Raw genomic sequence first — 16,231 nt, 5'->3', positions numbered from 1 at the left:
GGCACCCATGTCCGCATCTTCCTCGCCCCCGCTGCACCAGACGCCGCTGCACGCGCGGCACGAGGCGCTCGGCGCCTCGTTCACCGACTTCGGCGGCTGGGCCATGCCCGTCCGCTACACCTCCGATCTGGCCGAGCACCGCGCCGTACGCGAGGCCGCCGGGCTGTTCGACATCTCGCACATGGCCGAATTCCAGGTCACCGGCTCGTCCGCGGGGGCGCTCCTGGACCGCGTCCTGGCCGGGCGCCTGTCGACGATGCCGGTCGGCAAGGCCAAGTACTCGCTGCTGCTGGCCGACGACGGCGGCATCATCGACGACGTGATCGTGTACCGCACCGGTGCCGACCGGTTCCTCGTCATCGCCAACGTGGGCAACCGGGATGCGGCGGCCGCCGCGCTCGCCGCCGCCGACGGGGAAGAGCCCGCCGCGGTGGAAGACCTCACCGACGCGCTCGCCCTCATTGCGGTGCAGGGCCCGCGGGCCGAGCGGATCCTGGACGAGACGGCCGGGCTCGCGGCATCCGACCTGCACGGACTCGCGTACTACGCCTGCCGCGACGCGACGTTCGGATCCACCCCGGTGCTGATCGCCCGCACCGGCTACACCGGCGAGGACGGCTTCGAGCTGCTCGTCCCGAACACGCAGGCCGGCGCCCTCTGGGATGCGCTGCGCACCGCCGGCGACCCGCACGGACTCGTTCCCGCGGGACTGGCTGCGCGCGACACGCTGCGGCTGGAGGCGGGGATGCCGCTGTACGGCCACGAGCTGTCGCGCGAGACCGCGCCGGCCCAGGCGGGCCTCGGGCGCGTGGTCGCCATGACGAAGGACGAGTTCGTCGGCAAGGCGGGCCTGGCCGCCCGCGACCTGACCCACGCGCCGGTGCTGGTCGGCCTGACCGCCGAGGGCCGCCGGGCCGGCCGCACCGGCTACGCCGTGCTCGACGCGGCCGGCGACGCCGTGGGCGAGATCACCAGCGGCACACTCAGCCCCACCCTGGGGCACCCCATCGCGATGGCCTACGTCCCGCCCGCGCTGGCCGCCCCGGGAACCGCCCTGCTCATCGACGTGCGCGGGACGCACGTGCCCGCCACCGTGACCACCCTGCCTTTCTACCGGAGGACGAAATGACCGATCTGAACAGCCTGCGCTACACCGCCGAGCACGAGTGGATCGCCCGGTCCGGCGAGGTGGCCACCGTCGGCATCACCGACTACGCCGCCGACAAGCTCGGCGACGTCGTCTACGTCGACCTGCCCGACGTCGGCACCGCCGTGACCGCCGGCGACGTGTGCGGCGAGATCGAGTCGACCAAGTCGGTCGGCGAGCTGTACGCGCCAGTCACCGGCACCGTCGTCGAGGTCAACAGCGCGCTCGACGACGACCCGTCGGCCGTGAACTCCGACCCGTTCGGCGACGGCTGGCTGATCCGCATCGAGGGAGAGGAAGCCGCGGACACGCTCGACCGCGAGGGCTACCTGGCGCTCATCGGCGGCGAGCAGTGACCGGCTTCGCGCAGCGCCACATCGGCATCGACGACGCCGCGCAGCGGCGGATGCTGGATGCTCTCGGGTTCGCGAGTGTGGACGCGCTCGTGGACGCGGCGGTGCCGGCATCCATCCGCTCCACCGCGGCGTCGGCGCCGCGGACGACCACCGACATCCCGCCGGCCGCCACCGAGGCCGAGGCGCTGGCCGAACTGCGCGCCCTGGCGGACCAGAATCGCCCCGCCCGTCCGATGATCGGCCTCGGCTACTACGACACCTTCACCCCGTCGGTGATCACGCGCAACGTGCTGGAGAACCCGTCCTGGTACACCGCGTACACCCCCTACCAGCCCGAGATCTCGCAGGGACGGCTGGAGGCGCTCATCAACTTCCAGACCATGGTCACCGACCTGACCGGCCTGGCCACCGCGAACGCCTCGATGCTCGACGAGTCCACGGCCGTCGCCGAGGGGATGCTGCTGGCCCGGCGCGCCTCGAAGGCCGCCAGCCCGGTGTTCGTCGTGGACGCCGACGCGCTGCCCCAGACCAAGGCCGTGCTGCGCGTGCGGGCCGCCGCCGTCGGCATCGAGCTGGTCGAGCGGGCCCTCGCCGACGGGGCCACGCTGCCGGACGAGCTGTTCGGGGTGCTCGTGCAGTACCCGGGCGCGTCCGGGCGGGTGTGGGATCCGTCCGGCGTGATCGATGCCGCCCATGTGGCCGGCGGACTGGCGGTGGCCGCCGCCGACCTGCTCGCCCTCACGCTGCTGCGGTCGCCGGGCTCACTGGGCGCGGATGTCGCGGTCGGCACGACCCAGCGCTTCGGCGTGCCGATGGGCTTCGGCGGCCCGCACGCCGGCTACATGGCGGTGCGGCAGGGGCTGGAGCGGCAGCTGCCGGGACGCCTGGTGGGCGTCTCGCAGGATGCCGCGGGCCAGCCGGCGTACCGACTCGCGCTGCAGACGCGCGAGCAGCACATCCGGCGCGAGAAGGCGACCTCCAACATCTGCACCGCCCAGGTGCTGCTGGCGGTGATGGCGGCGATGTACGCCGTCTACCACGGCCCGGACGGGCTGCGTGCGATCGCGTCGGACGTCGCCCGCAAGACCACGGCGCTCGCCGGGCGGCTGCGTGACTACGGGCAGAGCGTGCACCACGACGCGTTCTTCGACACGCTGCGGGTGACCGTGCCCGGCACCGCGCAGCGGGTGATCGAGCGGGCGCGCTCCCGCGGATACCAGCTGTTCTGGGCCGACGAGGCCACGGTGGGCGTCTCGGTGGACGAGACCACGACTGCGGCCGACCTCGCCGCCGTGGCATGGGCGTTCGGTGCGCCGGATGCGGACGAGCACGGCGAGCGCGAACTGGACTGGGCCGACGCCGTGCCCCTGGCCGGGGTGGATGCCGTGCTGCGCCGCGAGGACGAGTACCTGCAGCATCCGGTGTTCCACACGCACCGCTCCGAGACCGCCATGATGCGGTACCTGAAGCAGCTCGCCGACCGGGACTACGCGCTGGACCGCGGGATGATCCCGCTCGGCTCGTGCACCATGAAGCTGAACGCGGCCACCGAGATGGCGGCGATCGGGTGGCCCGAGTTCGCGCGCGTGCATCCGTTCGCGCCCGAGCGGGACGTGCGCGGATACCTGGCGATGATCGAGCAGCTGGAGACCTGGCTGGCCGAGGTGACCGGCTACGACAGCGTGTCGCTGCAGCCGAACGCGGGCTCGCAGGGCGAGCTGGCCGGGCTGCTCGCGATCCGCGGGTACCACCGCGGGAACGGCGAGGAGCAGCGCACGGTCTGCCTGATCCCGTCGTCCGCGCACGGCACGAACGCGGCGTCGGCGGTGCTGGCCGGGCTGCAGGTGGTCGTGGTCGCCTGCGACGAGGCCGGCAACGTCGACCTCGACGATCTGCGGGCGAAGATCGCCGCGCACGCCGACACCCTCGCGGCGCTGATGATCACCTACCCGTCCACCCACGGAGTGTACGAGCAGGATGTCGTGGCCATCACCCAGGCCGTGCACGACGCCGGCGGGCAGGTGTACGTGGACGGCGCCAACCTGAACGCGCTGCTGGGATACTCGCGGTTCGGCGACCTGGGCGGGGACGTCTCGCACCTGAACCTGCACAAGACGTTCGCGATCCCGCACGGCGGCGGCGGCCCCGGCATCGGCCCGGTGGCGGCGAAGGCGCATCTGGCGCCGTACCTGCCCTCGCACCCGCTCGCGCAGCGCGCCGACCACGCCGGGGGAGTCCGGTTCACCGGCGGGCCGGTCTCGGCCGCGCCGTACGGCTCGGCCGGCATCCTGCCGATCTCGTGGGCGTACATGCGGATGATGGGCACCCAGGGGCTGCGGGATGCCACGGCCGCCGCCGTCCTGTCGGCCAACTACCTCGCCGCCCGGCTGCGCGAGCACTTCCCTGTGCTGTACACCGGGGAGTCGGGCCTGGTCGCGCACGAGTGCATCCTCGATCTGCGTCCGCTGCGCGAGCAGACCGGGATCACCGTGGACGACGTCGCCAAGCGGCTGATCGACTACGGCTTCCACGCCCCGACGATGTCGTTCCCCGTCGCCGGGACGCTGATGGTCGAGCCGACCGAGTCGGAGGACATCGACGAGCTCGAGCGGTTCGTCGAGGCGATGGTCGCGATCCGGGCCGAGGCGCTCGCGGTCGCCGCAGGGCAGTGGCCCGCGGATGACAATCCCCTCGTGAACGCGCCGCACACCGCGGCATCCGTCGTCGCGGGGGAGTGGACGCACCCGTACCCGCGCGAGGTCGCCGTCTACCCGGTGCCGTCGCTGGTGCGCACGAAGTACTGGCCCCCGGTGCGCCGGATCGACAACGCCTGGGGCGACCGCAACCTGGTCTGCGCCTGCCCCCCGGTCGAGGCGTTCGCCTGACCCGCCCGGGCGGGCCCGCCCCGGGCGGTTCTGGCGGACCCGGGCCGCAGTCCCGACTCCGGCCGGGTCAGGACGGGGACGGTGACGGGGAGGGGGAGGGGGACGGGGCGGGGGCGAAGACCCCGGGCCAGAGGGCGGCGGCCAGCGGATACCCGACGAACGAGACCACATCCAGGATCGTGTGGGCGACCACGAGCGGCATCACGCGGCCCCAGCGCTTGTAGCACCAGCCGAAGACCACGCCCATCACGAAGTTGCCGACGATCGGACCGACCCCCTGATACGCGTGGTACGAGCCGCGGATCGCCGCCGACACCAGGATGATCGTCCACGCGTTCCACCCGGCCTGGCGCAGCCGGGTGAACAGGTAGCCGATCATGATGACCTCCTCCTGCAGCGCCGCGCGCACGGCCGCCAGGATCAGCAGCGGGATCGTCCACCATGTGGGGTCGAGAGGGGATGCCGAGACCTGCACGGTGATGCCGAGCACACGCCCGATCGCGTAGAGGCCGAGCCCGGGCACGCCGATGACGAGCGCGATGAGCGCTCCGGCACCGAGATCACGGCCCGGGCGGCGGAAGTCCAGCCCGATGCGCCGGAACGGGCTGGTCCCGACATCCCACAGCAGATACAGCACGAGGCCGACGAGGGCCAGCGAGAAGCCGATGTCCAGCAGCTGATACAGCACGTCCCAGAACGCCTGCATGGCCCGCGGCGGGTTCAGTGCGGTCGACTGGTCACCCAGCGGCACGCTGACCAGCAGCCGACGCACCAGCAGGATCAGCGCATACACCGCCGACTGGCCGAGGGTGCAGGCCAGCACCAGTGAGACCTCCCACCCGATACGTGCTCGAGACGGAGGAGCGAGGGGCGGTGAGGATGCGGACACTCCACAGATTGTCACATGCGAGGCCCGATCGGTAAAAGGTGTGTAACGGTTTGGGGCCATATTTGGAGCAGAGCCGTCAACGTGCTTATGGTGGGCGTCATCGCCGCGCGTAGAAAGCGGTGCGCACAGTGGCGCACGGCTGCGGGCGGACATCAATCCCTTTCACAGGAGGACACGTGAAGAGCACGAAGATCGCTCTCGCGTCTCTCGCGCTGCTGACTGCGGGCGTCATCGCCCTCAGCGGCTGCTCGGGCGGCGGGAACTCGGGCGGCAACGGCACGACGAGCGGCGGCAACGGCGACGCGTCGGCGATCATCAAGGTCAACGGCAACGAGCCCGAGAACCCGCTGATCCCGACGAACACCAACGAGGTCGGCGGCGGCAAGATCCTCGACTCGATCTTCGCGGGCCTGGCGTACTACGACGGCAAGGGCAAGCTCGTCAACGACATGGCCGAGTCGATCACGGTCGACGACCCGTCGAACCTGACGATCAAGATCAAGAAGGGCGAGAAGTTCACCAACGGTCAGGAGCTGACCGCGGACAGCTTCATCAACGCCTGGAAGTACGGCGCGAAGTTCTCGAACAAGCAGCTGAACTCCTCCTGGTTCGCCGACATCGACGGCTTCGACGCCGAGAAGGACTCGGACCTGACCGGCCTGACGAAGGTCGACGACCAGACGTTCACCGTCAAGCTGAACTCGCCGGTGGCCGCAGACTGGTCGCAGCGACTGGGCTACTCGGCCTACTACCCGCTGCCGGACGTGGCGTTCGACGACATGAAGGCGTTCGGCGAGCACCCGATCGGCAACGGCCCGTACAAGCTGGCCAGCGACTCGGCGTGGCAGCACGACGTGCAGATCGACCTGGTCAAGAACGACGACTACACCGGCGGACGCCAGGTGAAGAACGGCGGTCTGACGATCAAGTTCTACGCCTCGCAGGACTCGGCCTACGCCGATCTGCAGGCCGGGAACGTCGACGTCATCGACGCGATCCCGCCGTCGGCGTTCGCGACCTTCGAGTCCGACCTGGGTGACCGCGCGGTGAACCAGCCGGCCGCGATCTTCCAGTCGTTCTCGATCCCGGGCGACGCGCCGCACTTCACCGGCCAGGAGGGCGAGCTTCGCCGTCAGGCACTGTCGCTGGCGATCAACCGCGACCAGATCACGAAGACGATCTTCAACGGCACCCGCACCCCGGCCAGCGACTTCACGTCGCCGGTCATCAACGGATGGTCCGACTCGCTCACCGGCGCCGACGTCCTGAAGTACAACGCCGACAAGGCGAAGCAGCTGTGGGCGCAGGCCGACGCCATCTCCAAGTGGAGCGGCACCTTCCAGATCGCGTACAACGCGGACGGCGGCCACAAGGAGTGGGTCGACGCCGTGTCGAACTCGATCAAGAACACGCTCGGCATCGCCGCGTCCGGCAAGTCGTACGTCGACTTCGCCACCCTGCGCGCCGACGTGAACGCCCGCAAGATCAAGACGGCGTTCCGCACCGGTTGGCAGGCCGACTACCCCGGCATGTACAACTTCCTGCAGCCGCTGTACTCCACCGGTGCCAGCTCGAACGACACCGATTACGCGAACAAGGACTTCGACGCACTGCTCGCGCAGGGCGCATCCTCGAGCGATCAGAGCGCGGCCATCGCCGACTACCAGAAGGCGCAGGAGATCCTCCTCAAGGACCTCCCGGCGATCCCGCTGTGGTACTCGAACGTCACCGGCGGCTACGCCGAGGGCGTGCACAACGTCACGTTCGGCTGGAACTCGGTTCCGCTCTACTACGAGATCACCAAGGGCTGACCCAGCCTGAGGGATCAACACCGCGAGGCGGTGACGATCACGTCACCGCCTCGCGGCGTGTCATCCTCCACTCGCACTCGCATCAGTTCCGCGAGAGGATGTCGGCAGCACACCCCGCTGACCGGCAGCCGCCGCGACGCGATGAGAGGCATGCCTGTACCCGAAGGGAGGGCGCATGTTCGCGTACATCCTCAGGCGCCTCCTGCAGGTCATTCCGGTGTTCATCGGAGCGACCCTGCTCATCTATTTCCTCGTCTTCGCCATGCCCGGCGACCCGATCGCCGCGCTGTTCGGCGACAAGCAGCCCAGTGACGCGCTGCTGGCCGAACTGCGCGCCCAGTATCACCTGGACCAGCCGTTCCTCGTGCAGTACTGGTTCTACCTGACCGGCATCTTCCGCGGAGACCTGGGCACCACCTTCTCCGGCCAGTCCGTGAACGACGTGCTGGCCCGCACTCTGCCCGTGACCGCACGCCTTGCGGTGATGGCCATTGTCATCGAGTTCATCCTCTCGATCGTGGTCGGCACGGTCTCGGCGCTGCGCAAGGGCAAGCTGTTCGACAACGCCGCGCTCATCGCGGGCCTGATCTTCCTGTCCGTCCCGGTGTTCGTGCTCGGCTTCGTCGCCCAGTACTTCCTGGCGATCAAGCTCGGCTGGTTCAAACCCACGGTCGGCGCCGACAACGGCTGGAACGGCCTCTGGCTGCCGGCGATCGTGCTCGGCGTCAGCCTGTTCGCCACCAGCATGCGGCTCATGCGCGGCTCGGTGCTGGACACGCTGAACCAGGACTGGGTGCGCACGGCCTACTCCAAGGGTCTGTCGCGCAACCGGGTGCTTCCGGTGCACGTGCTGCGCAACTCGCTCATCCCGGTGATCACCAACTCCGCGACGAACTTCGGCGTGCTCCTGGTGGGCGCGACGGTCACCGAGGCGGTGTTCAACATCCCGGGGGTCGGCAACACGCTGTTCCACGCGACGCTGCTGCACGAGGGACCGACGATCGTCTCGTTCGTGACCATATTCGTCATTCTGTACGTGCTCGTGAACCTGGTCGTCGACCTGCTCTACGGGCTGCTGGACCCGAGGATCCGCTATGTCAAGTGAAGTCACGTCGACGCACTACGTCGCGCCGGTGGAGACCACCACCATCACGGTGGACGCCGTCAAGGTCGCGGCCAAGCCCACGAGCCTGTGGTCGGATGCCTGGCAGGACATCCGGCGGCGCCCGACGTTCTGGATCTCGGTGGCGATCGTCATCGTGGTCCTGCTGATGTCGTTCGTCCCGACCCTGTTCACGCACACCGATCCGACCGCGTGCGACCTCACCTACTCGAACGCGGGGCCTGCGGCCGGGCATCCGCTCGGCTACACCTTCCAGGGCTGCGACATCTACTCGCGCATCGTCTGGGGCACCCGGGTGTCGGTGTCGGTGGGAATCCTGGCCACCCTGATCGGATCGATCATCGGCCTGATCATGGGGGCCCTCGCCGGCTTCTACGGCGGATGGCTCGACTCGGTGCTCTCCCGCGTCGGCGACATCTTCTTCTCGATCCCCTACATCCTGGCCGCGGTCGTGGTGATGACCGTGTTCGCCCAGTACCGCAACGTGTTCACGCTGTCGCTGGCGATCGGCGGGTTCGCCTGGGCGTCCACGGCACGCGTCGTGCGGGCCGAGGTGCTGCGGGTGCGGCAGTCCGACTTCGTGACGGCATCCCTGGCTCTGGGCAAGTCGAAGTTCGGCACCCTCAGCTCGCACGTGATCCCGAACGCGATCGCGCCCCTGCTGGTGGTGACGACGCTGAGCCTGGCGGCGGCGATCGTGGCCGAGGCGACGCTGGCCTTCCTCGGCGTGGGCCTGGGCGATGAGGTCATCTCGTGGGGCACGGAGATCAGTGCGGCCCAGACCTCCATCCGGGTCGCGCCGATGTCGCTGATCTACCCGTCGATCTTCCTGACCGTCACGGTGCTGGCGTTCATCATGCTGGGCGAGCTCATCCGAGACGCCCTCGACCCGAGAGCGAGGGCACAGCGATGAGCGAGTCCGTTGCCACGCCCCTGCTGAGCATCCGCGATCTGAAGGTCGCGTTCCGCGGGCAGAAGACCGAGCGCGAGGTGCTGCACGGCATCAGCCTGGAGCTGTACCCGGGCGAGACGCTGGCGATCGTGGGGGAGTCCGGGTCGGGCAAGTCCACGACCGCCTCGGCCATCGTGAACCTGCTGCCGGGCACCGGCCACGTCACCGGCGGGAGCATCCAGCTCGACGGCCGCGAGCTGACCACCCTCAGCGAGAAGCAGATGGAGCGGGTCCGCGGGCGCGAGATCGGCTACGTGCCGCAGGACCCGATGTCCAACCTCAACCCGGTGTGGTCGATCGGCTTCCAGGTGAAGGAGGCCATCCGCGCCAACGGCATCGCGCACGGCCGGCGCGAGGTCAACTCGCGCGCGATCGAGGTGCTCAAGCAGGCGGGCCTCGCCGACGCCGACCGGCGGCTGCACCAGTATCCGCACCAGTTCTCCGGCGGCATGCGCCAGCGCGCCCTGATCAGCATCGGCCTCGCGGCCGATCCCAAGCTGCTCATCGCCGACGAGCCGACAAGCGCCCTGGATGTCACGGTGCAGCGCGTGATCCTGGACCACATGGCCCACCTCACGCGCGAGCGGGGCACGTCGGTGCTGCTGATCACGCACGACCTGGGCCTGGCTGCCGAGCGAGCCGAGAAGATCGTCGTGATGCAGCAGGGCGTGATCGTCGAGTCCGGGCCCAGTCGCGAGATCCTGGAGAACCCGCAGCATCCGTACACGCAGCGCCTCGTGGCCGCCGCCCCCAGCATCGCCTCGCAGCGGATCCAGGCCTCGGTCGAGCGCCGCGGGATCGAGCACGGCGACGCGGATGCCGCGCCCGCAGTCCGGGTGCGCGACCTGACCAAGGACTACAAGATCCGCACCGGCGGCTTCCGCTCGGTGCCGTTCCGGGCGGTGGATGCCGTCAGCTTCGACATCCCGAAGGGGAAGACCCTGGCGCTGGTGGGCGAATCCGGTTCGGGCAAGTCGACGGTCGCGAAGATGGTGCTCAAGATCGAGGACCCGACCTCGGGTGCGATCGAGATCGACGGCATCGACATCGCGGGTCTGGGCAGCCGTGAGGTGTTCGGGCTGCGCCGACGCATGCAGCCGGTGTTCCAGGACCCGTACGGCTCGCTGGATCCGCTGCGCAACATCGGCAACACGATCTCCGAGCCGCTGGAGATCCACAAAGTCGGCGACGGCGCGTCCCGGCGGGCGCGGGTGGTCGAGCTGCTCGACCAGGTCGCGCTTCCGCAGGAGCTGGCCAGTCGCTACCCGAACGAGCTGTCCGGCGGCCAGCGCCAGCGGGTCGCGCTGGCGCGGGCCCTCGCGCTCAAGCCCGAGATCATCGTCCTGGACGAGGCGGTCTCGGCGCTGGACGTGCTGGTGCAGGACCAGATCCTGCAGCTGCTGGCCGCGCTGCAGGACGAGCTGCATCTCACCTACCTGTTCATCACGCACGACCTGGCCGTGGTGCGCGTGGTCGCCGACGAGGTGTGCGTGATGGAGAAGGGCCGGGTGGTCGAGCACGGCACCGTGGACGAGATCTTCGCGAACGCGTCCCAGGAGTACACCCAGCGGCTGCTGGATGCGATCCCGGGCGCTGCGATCCCGCTCGGCGGTGGTGCGCGCTGACCGCTTCCCCGTCCGCCCGGCGGGTCTTCCGGCCCGCGTCGGCCGTTCCGCTGCTGATCATCTCAGCGGCGATCGTGCTGTTCCTGCTGGGCGACGCGCTCGTGCGCAGCGACGTCGGCGAGGCGCTCCTGCTGGCGCCGTGGCCGCTGCTCGCGCTGTGGTTCGTATACGTCTCGGCCTTCGCGTCGCATCTGGAGGTGGACGACGACGCGATCACGGTGCAGAACATGCTGCGCGTGATCCGCGTGCCCTTCGCGCGCATCGTCGACATGCAGTGGCGCTGGCAGGTCGAGCTGGCCCTCGACGACGGCACTTCCGTGCGCTCGCTGGGCGGCCCCGTGCAGGGCCGCCCGGGACGCCGTCCCGGGCGGCAGGACCAGACCCCTCCCACGGTGCAGGCGCAGTGGGACTACCTGGTGCGGGTGCGTGAGGATGCCGCGGGTCGAGCCGGCGGCTCGCCGAAGGACCCGGTCCGCCGCGGGTGGGACGTCCCCGCGCTGATCGTGCTGGCCGTGCTCGTGGTCTGGGCTGGTGCGGCCCTGATCGTCAGCGGAGGACCTTCATGACGAAGGATCTGGCGCAGGGCGGTGTGATCGTGCTGCGTGCGGTCTCGTCGGTCATCACGTTCTGGGCCCTGGCGGGCCTGGCGGTGATCTTCGTGGGCGATGCCGCCATCCGCGGACGGGTCGAGCTGGCGCTGCGCGCCGGCGGAGTGATCGCGTTCATCCTGTGGTGCGCCTGGGTGTTCCTGATCCGGATGAGCGTGCGGGTGGACGCCTCTGCACTGTCGGCGCGCAATCTGCTGCGCTGGGTGCGCATCCCGTGGGCGCGGGTCGCGGATGTCGAGCGTCGGGCCCAGCTGCGCATCACGTTGGACGACGGATCGGCGGTGGAGTGCTGGGGCAGCCCGTTCGCCCCGCGTGCGGGGGCGCGGGCGGGTCTGCGAGAGGACGGCGCACTGCAGACGGTGCGGGCGGCGTGGCAGTCGGCGACCGGGTCGGATGGGCCCGTGACCCGCGGCTGGGACGTGCCGGCGGTGGTCGTCGGGGTCGTGCTGGCGGGGTGCGCAGTGGTGGCGCTGCTGCCATGGTGATCCGTCAGTGTGCACGCCCCGAACGCCGATCAGCTAACACCCCGATAAAGAATTCGTGTGAAGTCAGGCAGAATCGCTGATGTCGATTAGAGTAGACGCCGGTCCAACAGCGACCTGCGCCGAGAAACCTTCGGCATCGACATCGGCGTCGATCACAAGTCGGCGCTCGACGAGCAAGGAAACGTTCACGAACGTGATCAACAGGAACTCCGCACTCCCTGCGGGCGGCGTGCACATCGTGCGGCCGGACCGGACAGCATCCGCCGCAGATGCGGGGTGGCGTCTGTGACCCTCTACATCATCCGCCGGATCTTCAACTACCTGATCCTGACCGCGGTCGCCGCGTCGCTGGCGTACATGCTGGCCAGCACCGGTCTGAACCCGGTCTGGGAGCTGGAGAACCGGCACCCGCGCCCGCCGCAGTCCTCGATCGACCAGCTGCTGGACGCGTGGGGCGTGAACCCGAGCGTGCCGCTCATCGAGCGCACCTGGACCTGGTTCATCAACATCTTCCACGGCGACCTGGGCCTGACCGTGGCCAACCAGCCGGTCACCCAGCAGATCGCGATCCGCGCGGGCGTCAGCCTGCAGCTGCTGCTGGTCGGGGCCATCCTGGGCGCGATCCTCGGCGTGATCCTGGGCGTGTGGGGCGCGGTGCGCCAGTACAAGTTCAGCGACCAGGTCGTCACCACGCTGTCCTACATCGTGTTCGCTACCCCGGTGTTCGTCATGGCGATCCTGTTCATGATCATGGCGACCTACCTGAACCAGGCGCTGGGGGTGCAGCTGATCACGTTCAGCGGACAGTACTCGGCGAACGCCCCGGCCGATTTCTGGGGAGCGCTGGGCGACCGGATTTCGCACGCCGCGCTCCCGACCCTGGTGCTGGCGATCGCCGGCGCCGCCTCGTACAGCCGGTATCAGCGCAACACGATGCTGGACGTGCTCGGCGCCGACTACATCCGCACCGCCCGGTCCAAGGGGCGCACGCGCGGCTCGGCGCTGGTTCGCCACGGCGTGCGCATCGCGCTGATCCCGATGTCGACGTTCTTCGCCTACAGCTTCGGCACGCTGGTGGCGGGCTCGGCGATGCTCGAGATCGTGTTCAGCTGGCACGGCATGGGCGAGATGACCATCCAGTCCATCCAGCAGAACGACATCAACTCGGTCGCCGGATCCACGCTGTTCGTCGCGATCCTGATCCTGTGCTCGTCCACGCTGTCCGAGATCCTGTACGCGGCGCTCGACCCGAGAGTGAGGCGCTGACATGGCGATGCCCGAAGCCGGTCTGCTCGCCCAGACCGATGATGCCGCAGCTCCCGAGACCGAGCCGGAACCCACCAAGCTGGCCAGCAAGCCCGCCTCGCGCGGACGCGTGATCTGGCGGCGGCTGCAGCACACTCCCCGGTTCTGGATCGGCGCGACGGTGCTCGCCCTGTTCGTGCTGTGGGCCCTGTTCGGGCAGTTCCTCACGCCGTGGTCGCCCACCGACCAGGACGTGAACAACATGAACTACCCGCCCACGATCCTGCACTGGTTCGGCACCGACATCCTCGGCCACGATCTGTACGCGCAGATCGTGTCCGGCCTGCAGAAGTCGTTGATCATCGGCTTCATCGCCGGCCCCGCCGCCACGATCATCGCGGCGGTCCTGGGCGCCACCGCCGGGTACCTCGGCGGATGGGGAGACAAGGTCATCGCCTGGCTGATCGACCTGATGCTGGTGCTGCCGGCCTTCTTCATCCTGGTGCTGCTGTACCCGTTCACGCACGGCAGCTGGGTCGTGATGATGATCTTCCTCGCCGTGACCGGCTGGATGATCATGGCCCAGGTCATCCGCAACCAGACCCGGTCGCTGCGCGAACGCGAGTTCGTCAAGGGCGCCCGCTACATGGGATTCGGCACCTGGTCGGTCGTGCGGCGGCACATCATCCCGAACGTGGCGTCCCTGCTGATCATCGACGCGACGCTCGGCATCGCGGCCATGATCCTCGCCGAGACCAGCCTGAGCTTCTTCGGCTTCGGCGTGCAGCCGCCGGACGTCTCACTGGGCACGCTGCTGGCCAACGGCCAGTCCGCCGCCACGACGCGGCCGTGGCTGTTCCTGTTCCCGGCCGGCACCCTGATCGTGCTGCTTCTGGCCATCAGCCTCGTCGGCGACGCCCTGCGCGACGCCATCGACCCGACTTCTGGGGTGAACCGTGCCTGAGACCCTGCTCCAGCCCCAGCCCGCGGCATCCGCCCCGGCCGGCCGCCACCTGCTCGAGGTCAAGAACCTCTCGGTGACCTTCCCGCAGCGCTCCGGCGACGTGCGGGCGGTGCGCGACATCAGCTACACCATCGACGAGGGCGAGTTCCTCGGCATCGTCGGCGAATCCGGCTCCGGCAAGTCCGTGTCGTCCCTGGCGGTCATGGGTCTGCTGCCGGACACCGCTGAGGTCACCGGCGACATCCTCTACAACGGCAAGTCGCTGCTGCGGATGAACGACCGGCAGCTCTCGCACATCCGCGGCAGCGAGATCGCGATGGTCTTCCAGGATCCGCTGTCGGCGCTGACCCCCGTCTACACGGTGGGCGATCAGATCTCCGAGGCGCTGCGCCTGCACGACCGCGCGCTGAGCAAGCAGGCCGCCGCGGTGCGCGCCGTCGAGCTGCTGAAGATCGTCGGCATCCCCGACCCGTCGCGTCGGGCCCTGGCGTTCCCGCACGAGTACTCCGGCGGGATGCGGCAGCGCGCCATGATCGCGATGGCGATCGCCAACAACCCGCGCCTGATCATCGCCGACGAGCCGACCACCGCGCTGGACGTGACCATCCAGGCGCAGATCCTCGAGGTGCTGCAGGAGGCCAAGCGGCTCACCGGCGCCGCCGTCTCGCTGATCACCCACGACCTGGGCGTGGTGGCCGGCCACGCCGACCGGGTGGCGGTGATGTATGCCGGCAAGCTGGTCGAGTTCGGCACCGTCGACCAGGTGTTCCACGAGCCCACCATGCCGTACACCGTCGGACTGCTGCGCTCGGTTCCCAACATCCGCACGGCGGGCACCAGCCGGCTGGTGCAGCTCGAGGGGCGTCCGCCGTCGCTGGCGAACCTGCCGGTGGGGTGCCCGTTCGCGGCGCGCTGCCCCGCGGCGATCGACATCTGCCGGGCCACCGAGCCTCCGCTGGTCGAGCACGGCGGACCGGACAACCACCTGTCGGCCTGCCATCGCGCCGGCGAGATCCTGTCCGGCGAGCTGACCCGCCCCGAGATCTTCCCCCGCCCCGAGGCGCTCGTCGTGCGGGAGAAGGCACCGGAGAGTGCCGAGCCGGTCCTGGTGGTCAAGGACCTGGTCAAGCACTTCCCGCTGATGAAGGGCGGCGTCTTCCGCCGTCAGGTCGGCACCGTCCGCGCCGTGGACGGCGTGTCGTTCTCGCTGGACCCGGGCCGCACGCTGGCCATCGTGGGGGAGTCCGGCTGCGGCAAGACCACCACCATCCTCGAGTTGATGGAGCTGACCAAGCCGCAGGCCGGCACGATCCAGATCGTCGGCAAGGACATCGCCAAGCTCACGCCGCACACCCGCCGCCAGCTGCGCAGCGAGATCCAGATCGTGTTCCAGGACCCGGCCGCCGCCGTCGACCCGCGTCTGCCGATCGCCGACGTGGTGGGCGAGCCGCTGCTGGCGCAGGGCGTCTCGCGCGAGAAGCGCAACCGTCGGGTCGCCGAGCTGCTGGACCTGGTGGGGCTGGACTCCACCATGCTGGACCGCTACCCGCACGAGTTCTCCGGCGGTCAGCGCCAGCGCATCGGCATCGCGAGGGGCCTGGCCACCGACCCGAAGGTGCTGGTGCTGGACGAGCCGGTCTCGGCGTTGGACGTGTCCATCCAGGCCGGCGTGATCAACCTGCTGCAGGACCTGCGCGACCAGCTCGGCCTGTCGCTGATCTTCGTCGCCCACGACCTGGCGGTCGTCCGCCAGATCGCCGACGAGGTCGCGGTGATGTACCTGGGGCAGATCGTGGAGTACGGGCACATCGCCGAGGTGTTCGAGAACCCGAAGCATCCGTACACCCAGGCGCTCATGTCCGCCGCCCCCATCCCGGACCCGACCATCGAGCGCACCCGCGAGCGGGTGCTGCTGGACGGCGATCTGCCGAGTCCGGCCGAGCAGATCGACGGATGCCGCTTCCGCACGCGGTGCCCGCTGTACAAGATCCTCGGCGAGCCGCAGCGCGCGCTGTGCGATGCGAAGGACCCTGAGCTGATCGACCACGACGGCGACCTGGTGGCCTGCCACCACGTGGACCGCAACACCCTGGTCGTCGGCTGATCACCAAGACTCCTGTCGACAGCGGCGGGATACACAG

14 protein-coding genes are annotated in these 16,231 nt (G+C 69.5%); 12 read left to right on the top strand and 2 right to left on the bottom strand.

What is annotated here, in order from left to right; all coding sequences use genetic code 11:
• Positions 1-7: 7 nt before the first annotated feature.
• From gcvT to gcvP, 3 genes are read left to right on the top strand one after another with little or no spacing between them, the layout of a single operon-like run.
• The gene (gene gcvT, locus AC0L6F_RS03780; protein ID WP_473539216.1) at positions 8-1,129 is read left to right on the top strand and encodes a glycine cleavage system aminomethyltransferase GcvT; all 1,122 of its coding nucleotides are present in this window, start codon (positions 8-10) and stop codon (positions 1,127-1,129) included.
• Positions 1,126-1,503 carry a glycine cleavage system protein GcvH gene (gcvH, locus tag AC0L6F_RS03775; protein WP_473539215.1) on the top strand — a complete coding sequence of 126 codons (378 nt, stop codon included), beginning with the start codon at positions 1,126-1,128 and terminating at the stop codon, positions 1,501-1,503. Before gcvT ends, gcvH begins: the two co-directional genes overlap by 4 nt.
• Positions 1,504-1,553: 50 nt before the next feature.
• Positions 1,554-4,388 (top strand): aminomethyl-transferring glycine dehydrogenase, encoded by a 2,835-nt coding sequence (gcvP, locus tag AC0L6F_RS03770; RefSeq protein ID WP_473539942.1) that lies wholly within the window; start codon positions 1,554-1,556, stop codon positions 4,386-4,388.
• A 67-nt stretch (positions 4,389-4,455) separates the two neighbouring features.
• Here gcvP and AC0L6F_RS03765 read toward each other — a convergent pair whose 3' ends face one another.
• Positions 4,456-5,211 (bottom strand): CPBP family intramembrane glutamic endopeptidase, encoded by a 756-nt coding sequence (locus AC0L6F_RS03765; RefSeq protein ID WP_473539213.1) that lies wholly within the window; start codon positions 5,209-5,211, stop codon positions 4,456-4,458.
• Positions 5,212-5,453: 242 nt separating this feature from the next.
• Between AC0L6F_RS03765 and AC0L6F_RS03760 the strand changes: the two genes are divergently transcribed.
• The 6 genes from AC0L6F_RS03760 (at position 5,454) to AC0L6F_RS03735 (ending at position 11,881) form a co-directional block, all read left to right on the top strand.
• Positions 5,454-7,088 carry an ABC transporter substrate-binding protein gene (locus AC0L6F_RS03760; RefSeq protein ID WP_274638069.1) on the top strand — a complete coding sequence of 545 codons (1,635 nt, stop codon included), beginning with the start codon at positions 5,454-5,456 and terminating at the stop codon, positions 7,086-7,088.
• 175 nt (positions 7,089-7,263) lie between these two features.
• Positions 7,264-8,193, top strand: coding sequence for an ABC transporter permease (locus AC0L6F_RS03755; protein ID WP_274638070.1), 930 nt, complete (start codon positions 7,264-7,266; stop codon positions 8,191-8,193).
• On the top strand, positions 8,183-9,124 hold the full coding sequence (locus AC0L6F_RS03750; protein ID WP_259612141.1) for an ABC transporter permease: 942 nt from the start codon (positions 8,183-8,185) through the stop codon (positions 9,122-9,124). Before AC0L6F_RS03755 ends, AC0L6F_RS03750 begins: the two co-directional genes overlap by 11 nt.
• The gene (locus tag AC0L6F_RS03745; RefSeq protein WP_473539211.1) at positions 9,121-10,788 is read left to right on the top strand and encodes a dipeptide ABC transporter ATP-binding protein; all 1,668 of its coding nucleotides are present in this window, start codon (positions 9,121-9,123) and stop codon (positions 10,786-10,788) included. The genes AC0L6F_RS03750 and AC0L6F_RS03745 overlap by 4 nt, the downstream gene beginning before the upstream one ends.
• Positions 10,789-10,862: 74 nt before the next feature.
• Positions 10,863-11,354 carry a hypothetical protein gene (locus tag AC0L6F_RS03740; protein WP_473539210.1) on the top strand — a complete coding sequence of 164 codons (492 nt, stop codon included), beginning with the start codon at positions 10,863-10,865 and terminating at the stop codon, positions 11,352-11,354.
• Entirely contained in the window at positions 11,351-11,881 is a 531-nt protein-coding gene (locus AC0L6F_RS03735; RefSeq protein WP_274638073.1) for a PH domain-containing protein, read from the top strand. The genes AC0L6F_RS03740 and AC0L6F_RS03735 overlap by 4 nt, the downstream gene beginning before the upstream one ends.
• Positions 11,882-11,944: 63 nt before the next feature.
• On the opposite strand, the gene AC0L6F_RS03730 is transcribed toward AC0L6F_RS03735, so the two are convergent.
• A complete protein-coding gene (locus tag AC0L6F_RS03730; protein ID WP_274638074.1) occupies positions 11,945-12,082 on the bottom strand; it encodes a hypothetical protein in 138 nt (45 codons plus the stop codon).
• Between the two features lie 84 nt (positions 12,083-12,166).
• Between AC0L6F_RS03730 and AC0L6F_RS03725 the strand changes: the two genes are divergently transcribed.
• Genes AC0L6F_RS03725 through AC0L6F_RS03715 form a run of 3 tightly spaced genes read left to right on the top strand, consistent with a single transcriptional unit; the run spans position 12,167 to position 16,194 of the window.
• A complete protein-coding gene (locus tag AC0L6F_RS03725; RefSeq protein ID WP_274638075.1) occupies positions 12,167-13,147 on the top strand; it encodes an ABC transporter permease in 981 nt (326 codons plus the stop codon).
• A gap of 1 nt (position 13,148) precedes the next feature.
• The gene (locus AC0L6F_RS03720; RefSeq protein ID WP_274638076.1) at positions 13,149-14,090 is read left to right on the top strand and encodes an ABC transporter permease; all 942 of its coding nucleotides are present in this window, start codon (positions 13,149-13,151) and stop codon (positions 14,088-14,090) included.
• Positions 14,083-16,194 (top strand): ABC transporter ATP-binding protein, encoded by a 2,112-nt coding sequence (locus AC0L6F_RS03715; RefSeq protein WP_473539207.1) that lies wholly within the window; start codon positions 14,083-14,085, stop codon positions 16,192-16,194. Before AC0L6F_RS03720 ends, AC0L6F_RS03715 begins: the two co-directional genes overlap by 8 nt.
• Positions 16,195-16,231: the final 37 nt, after the last annotated feature.

This window comes from Microbacterium sp. G2-16M (assembly GCF_055809115.1).
This window is presented reverse-complemented; position numbering and strand designations above follow the sequence as displayed.

Bases quoted from the DNA above. Each gene is read 5' to 3' on its own strand.
- AC0L6F_RS03745 (WP_473539211.1), top strand. From the start codon at position 9,121: ATGAGCGAGTCCGTTGCCACGCCCCTGCTGAGCATCCGCGATCTGAAG.
- AC0L6F_RS03755 (WP_274638070.1), top strand. From the start codon at position 7,264: ATGTTCGCGTACATCCTCAGGCGCCTCCTGCAGGTCATTCCGGTGTTC.
- gcvT (WP_473539216.1), top strand. From the start codon at position 8: ATGTCCGCATCTTCCTCGCCCCCGCTGCACCAGACGCCGCTGCACGCG.
- gcvP (WP_473539942.1), top strand. From the start codon at position 1,554: ATGCTGGATGCTCTCGGGTTCGCGAGTGTGGACGCGCTCGTGGACGCG.
- AC0L6F_RS03750 (WP_259612141.1), top strand. From the start codon at position 8,183: ATGTCAAGTGAAGTCACGTCGACGCACTACGTCGCGCCGGTGGAGACC.
- AC0L6F_RS03735 (WP_274638073.1), top strand. From the start codon at position 11,351: ATGACGAAGGATCTGGCGCAGGGCGGTGTGATCGTGCTGCGTGCGGTC.
- AC0L6F_RS03720 (WP_274638076.1), top strand. From the start codon at position 13,149: ATGGCGATGCCCGAAGCCGGTCTGCTCGCCCAGACCGATGATGCCGCA.
- gcvH (WP_473539215.1), top strand. From the start codon at position 1,126: ATGACCGATCTGAACAGCCTGCGCTACACCGCCGAGCACGAGTGGATC.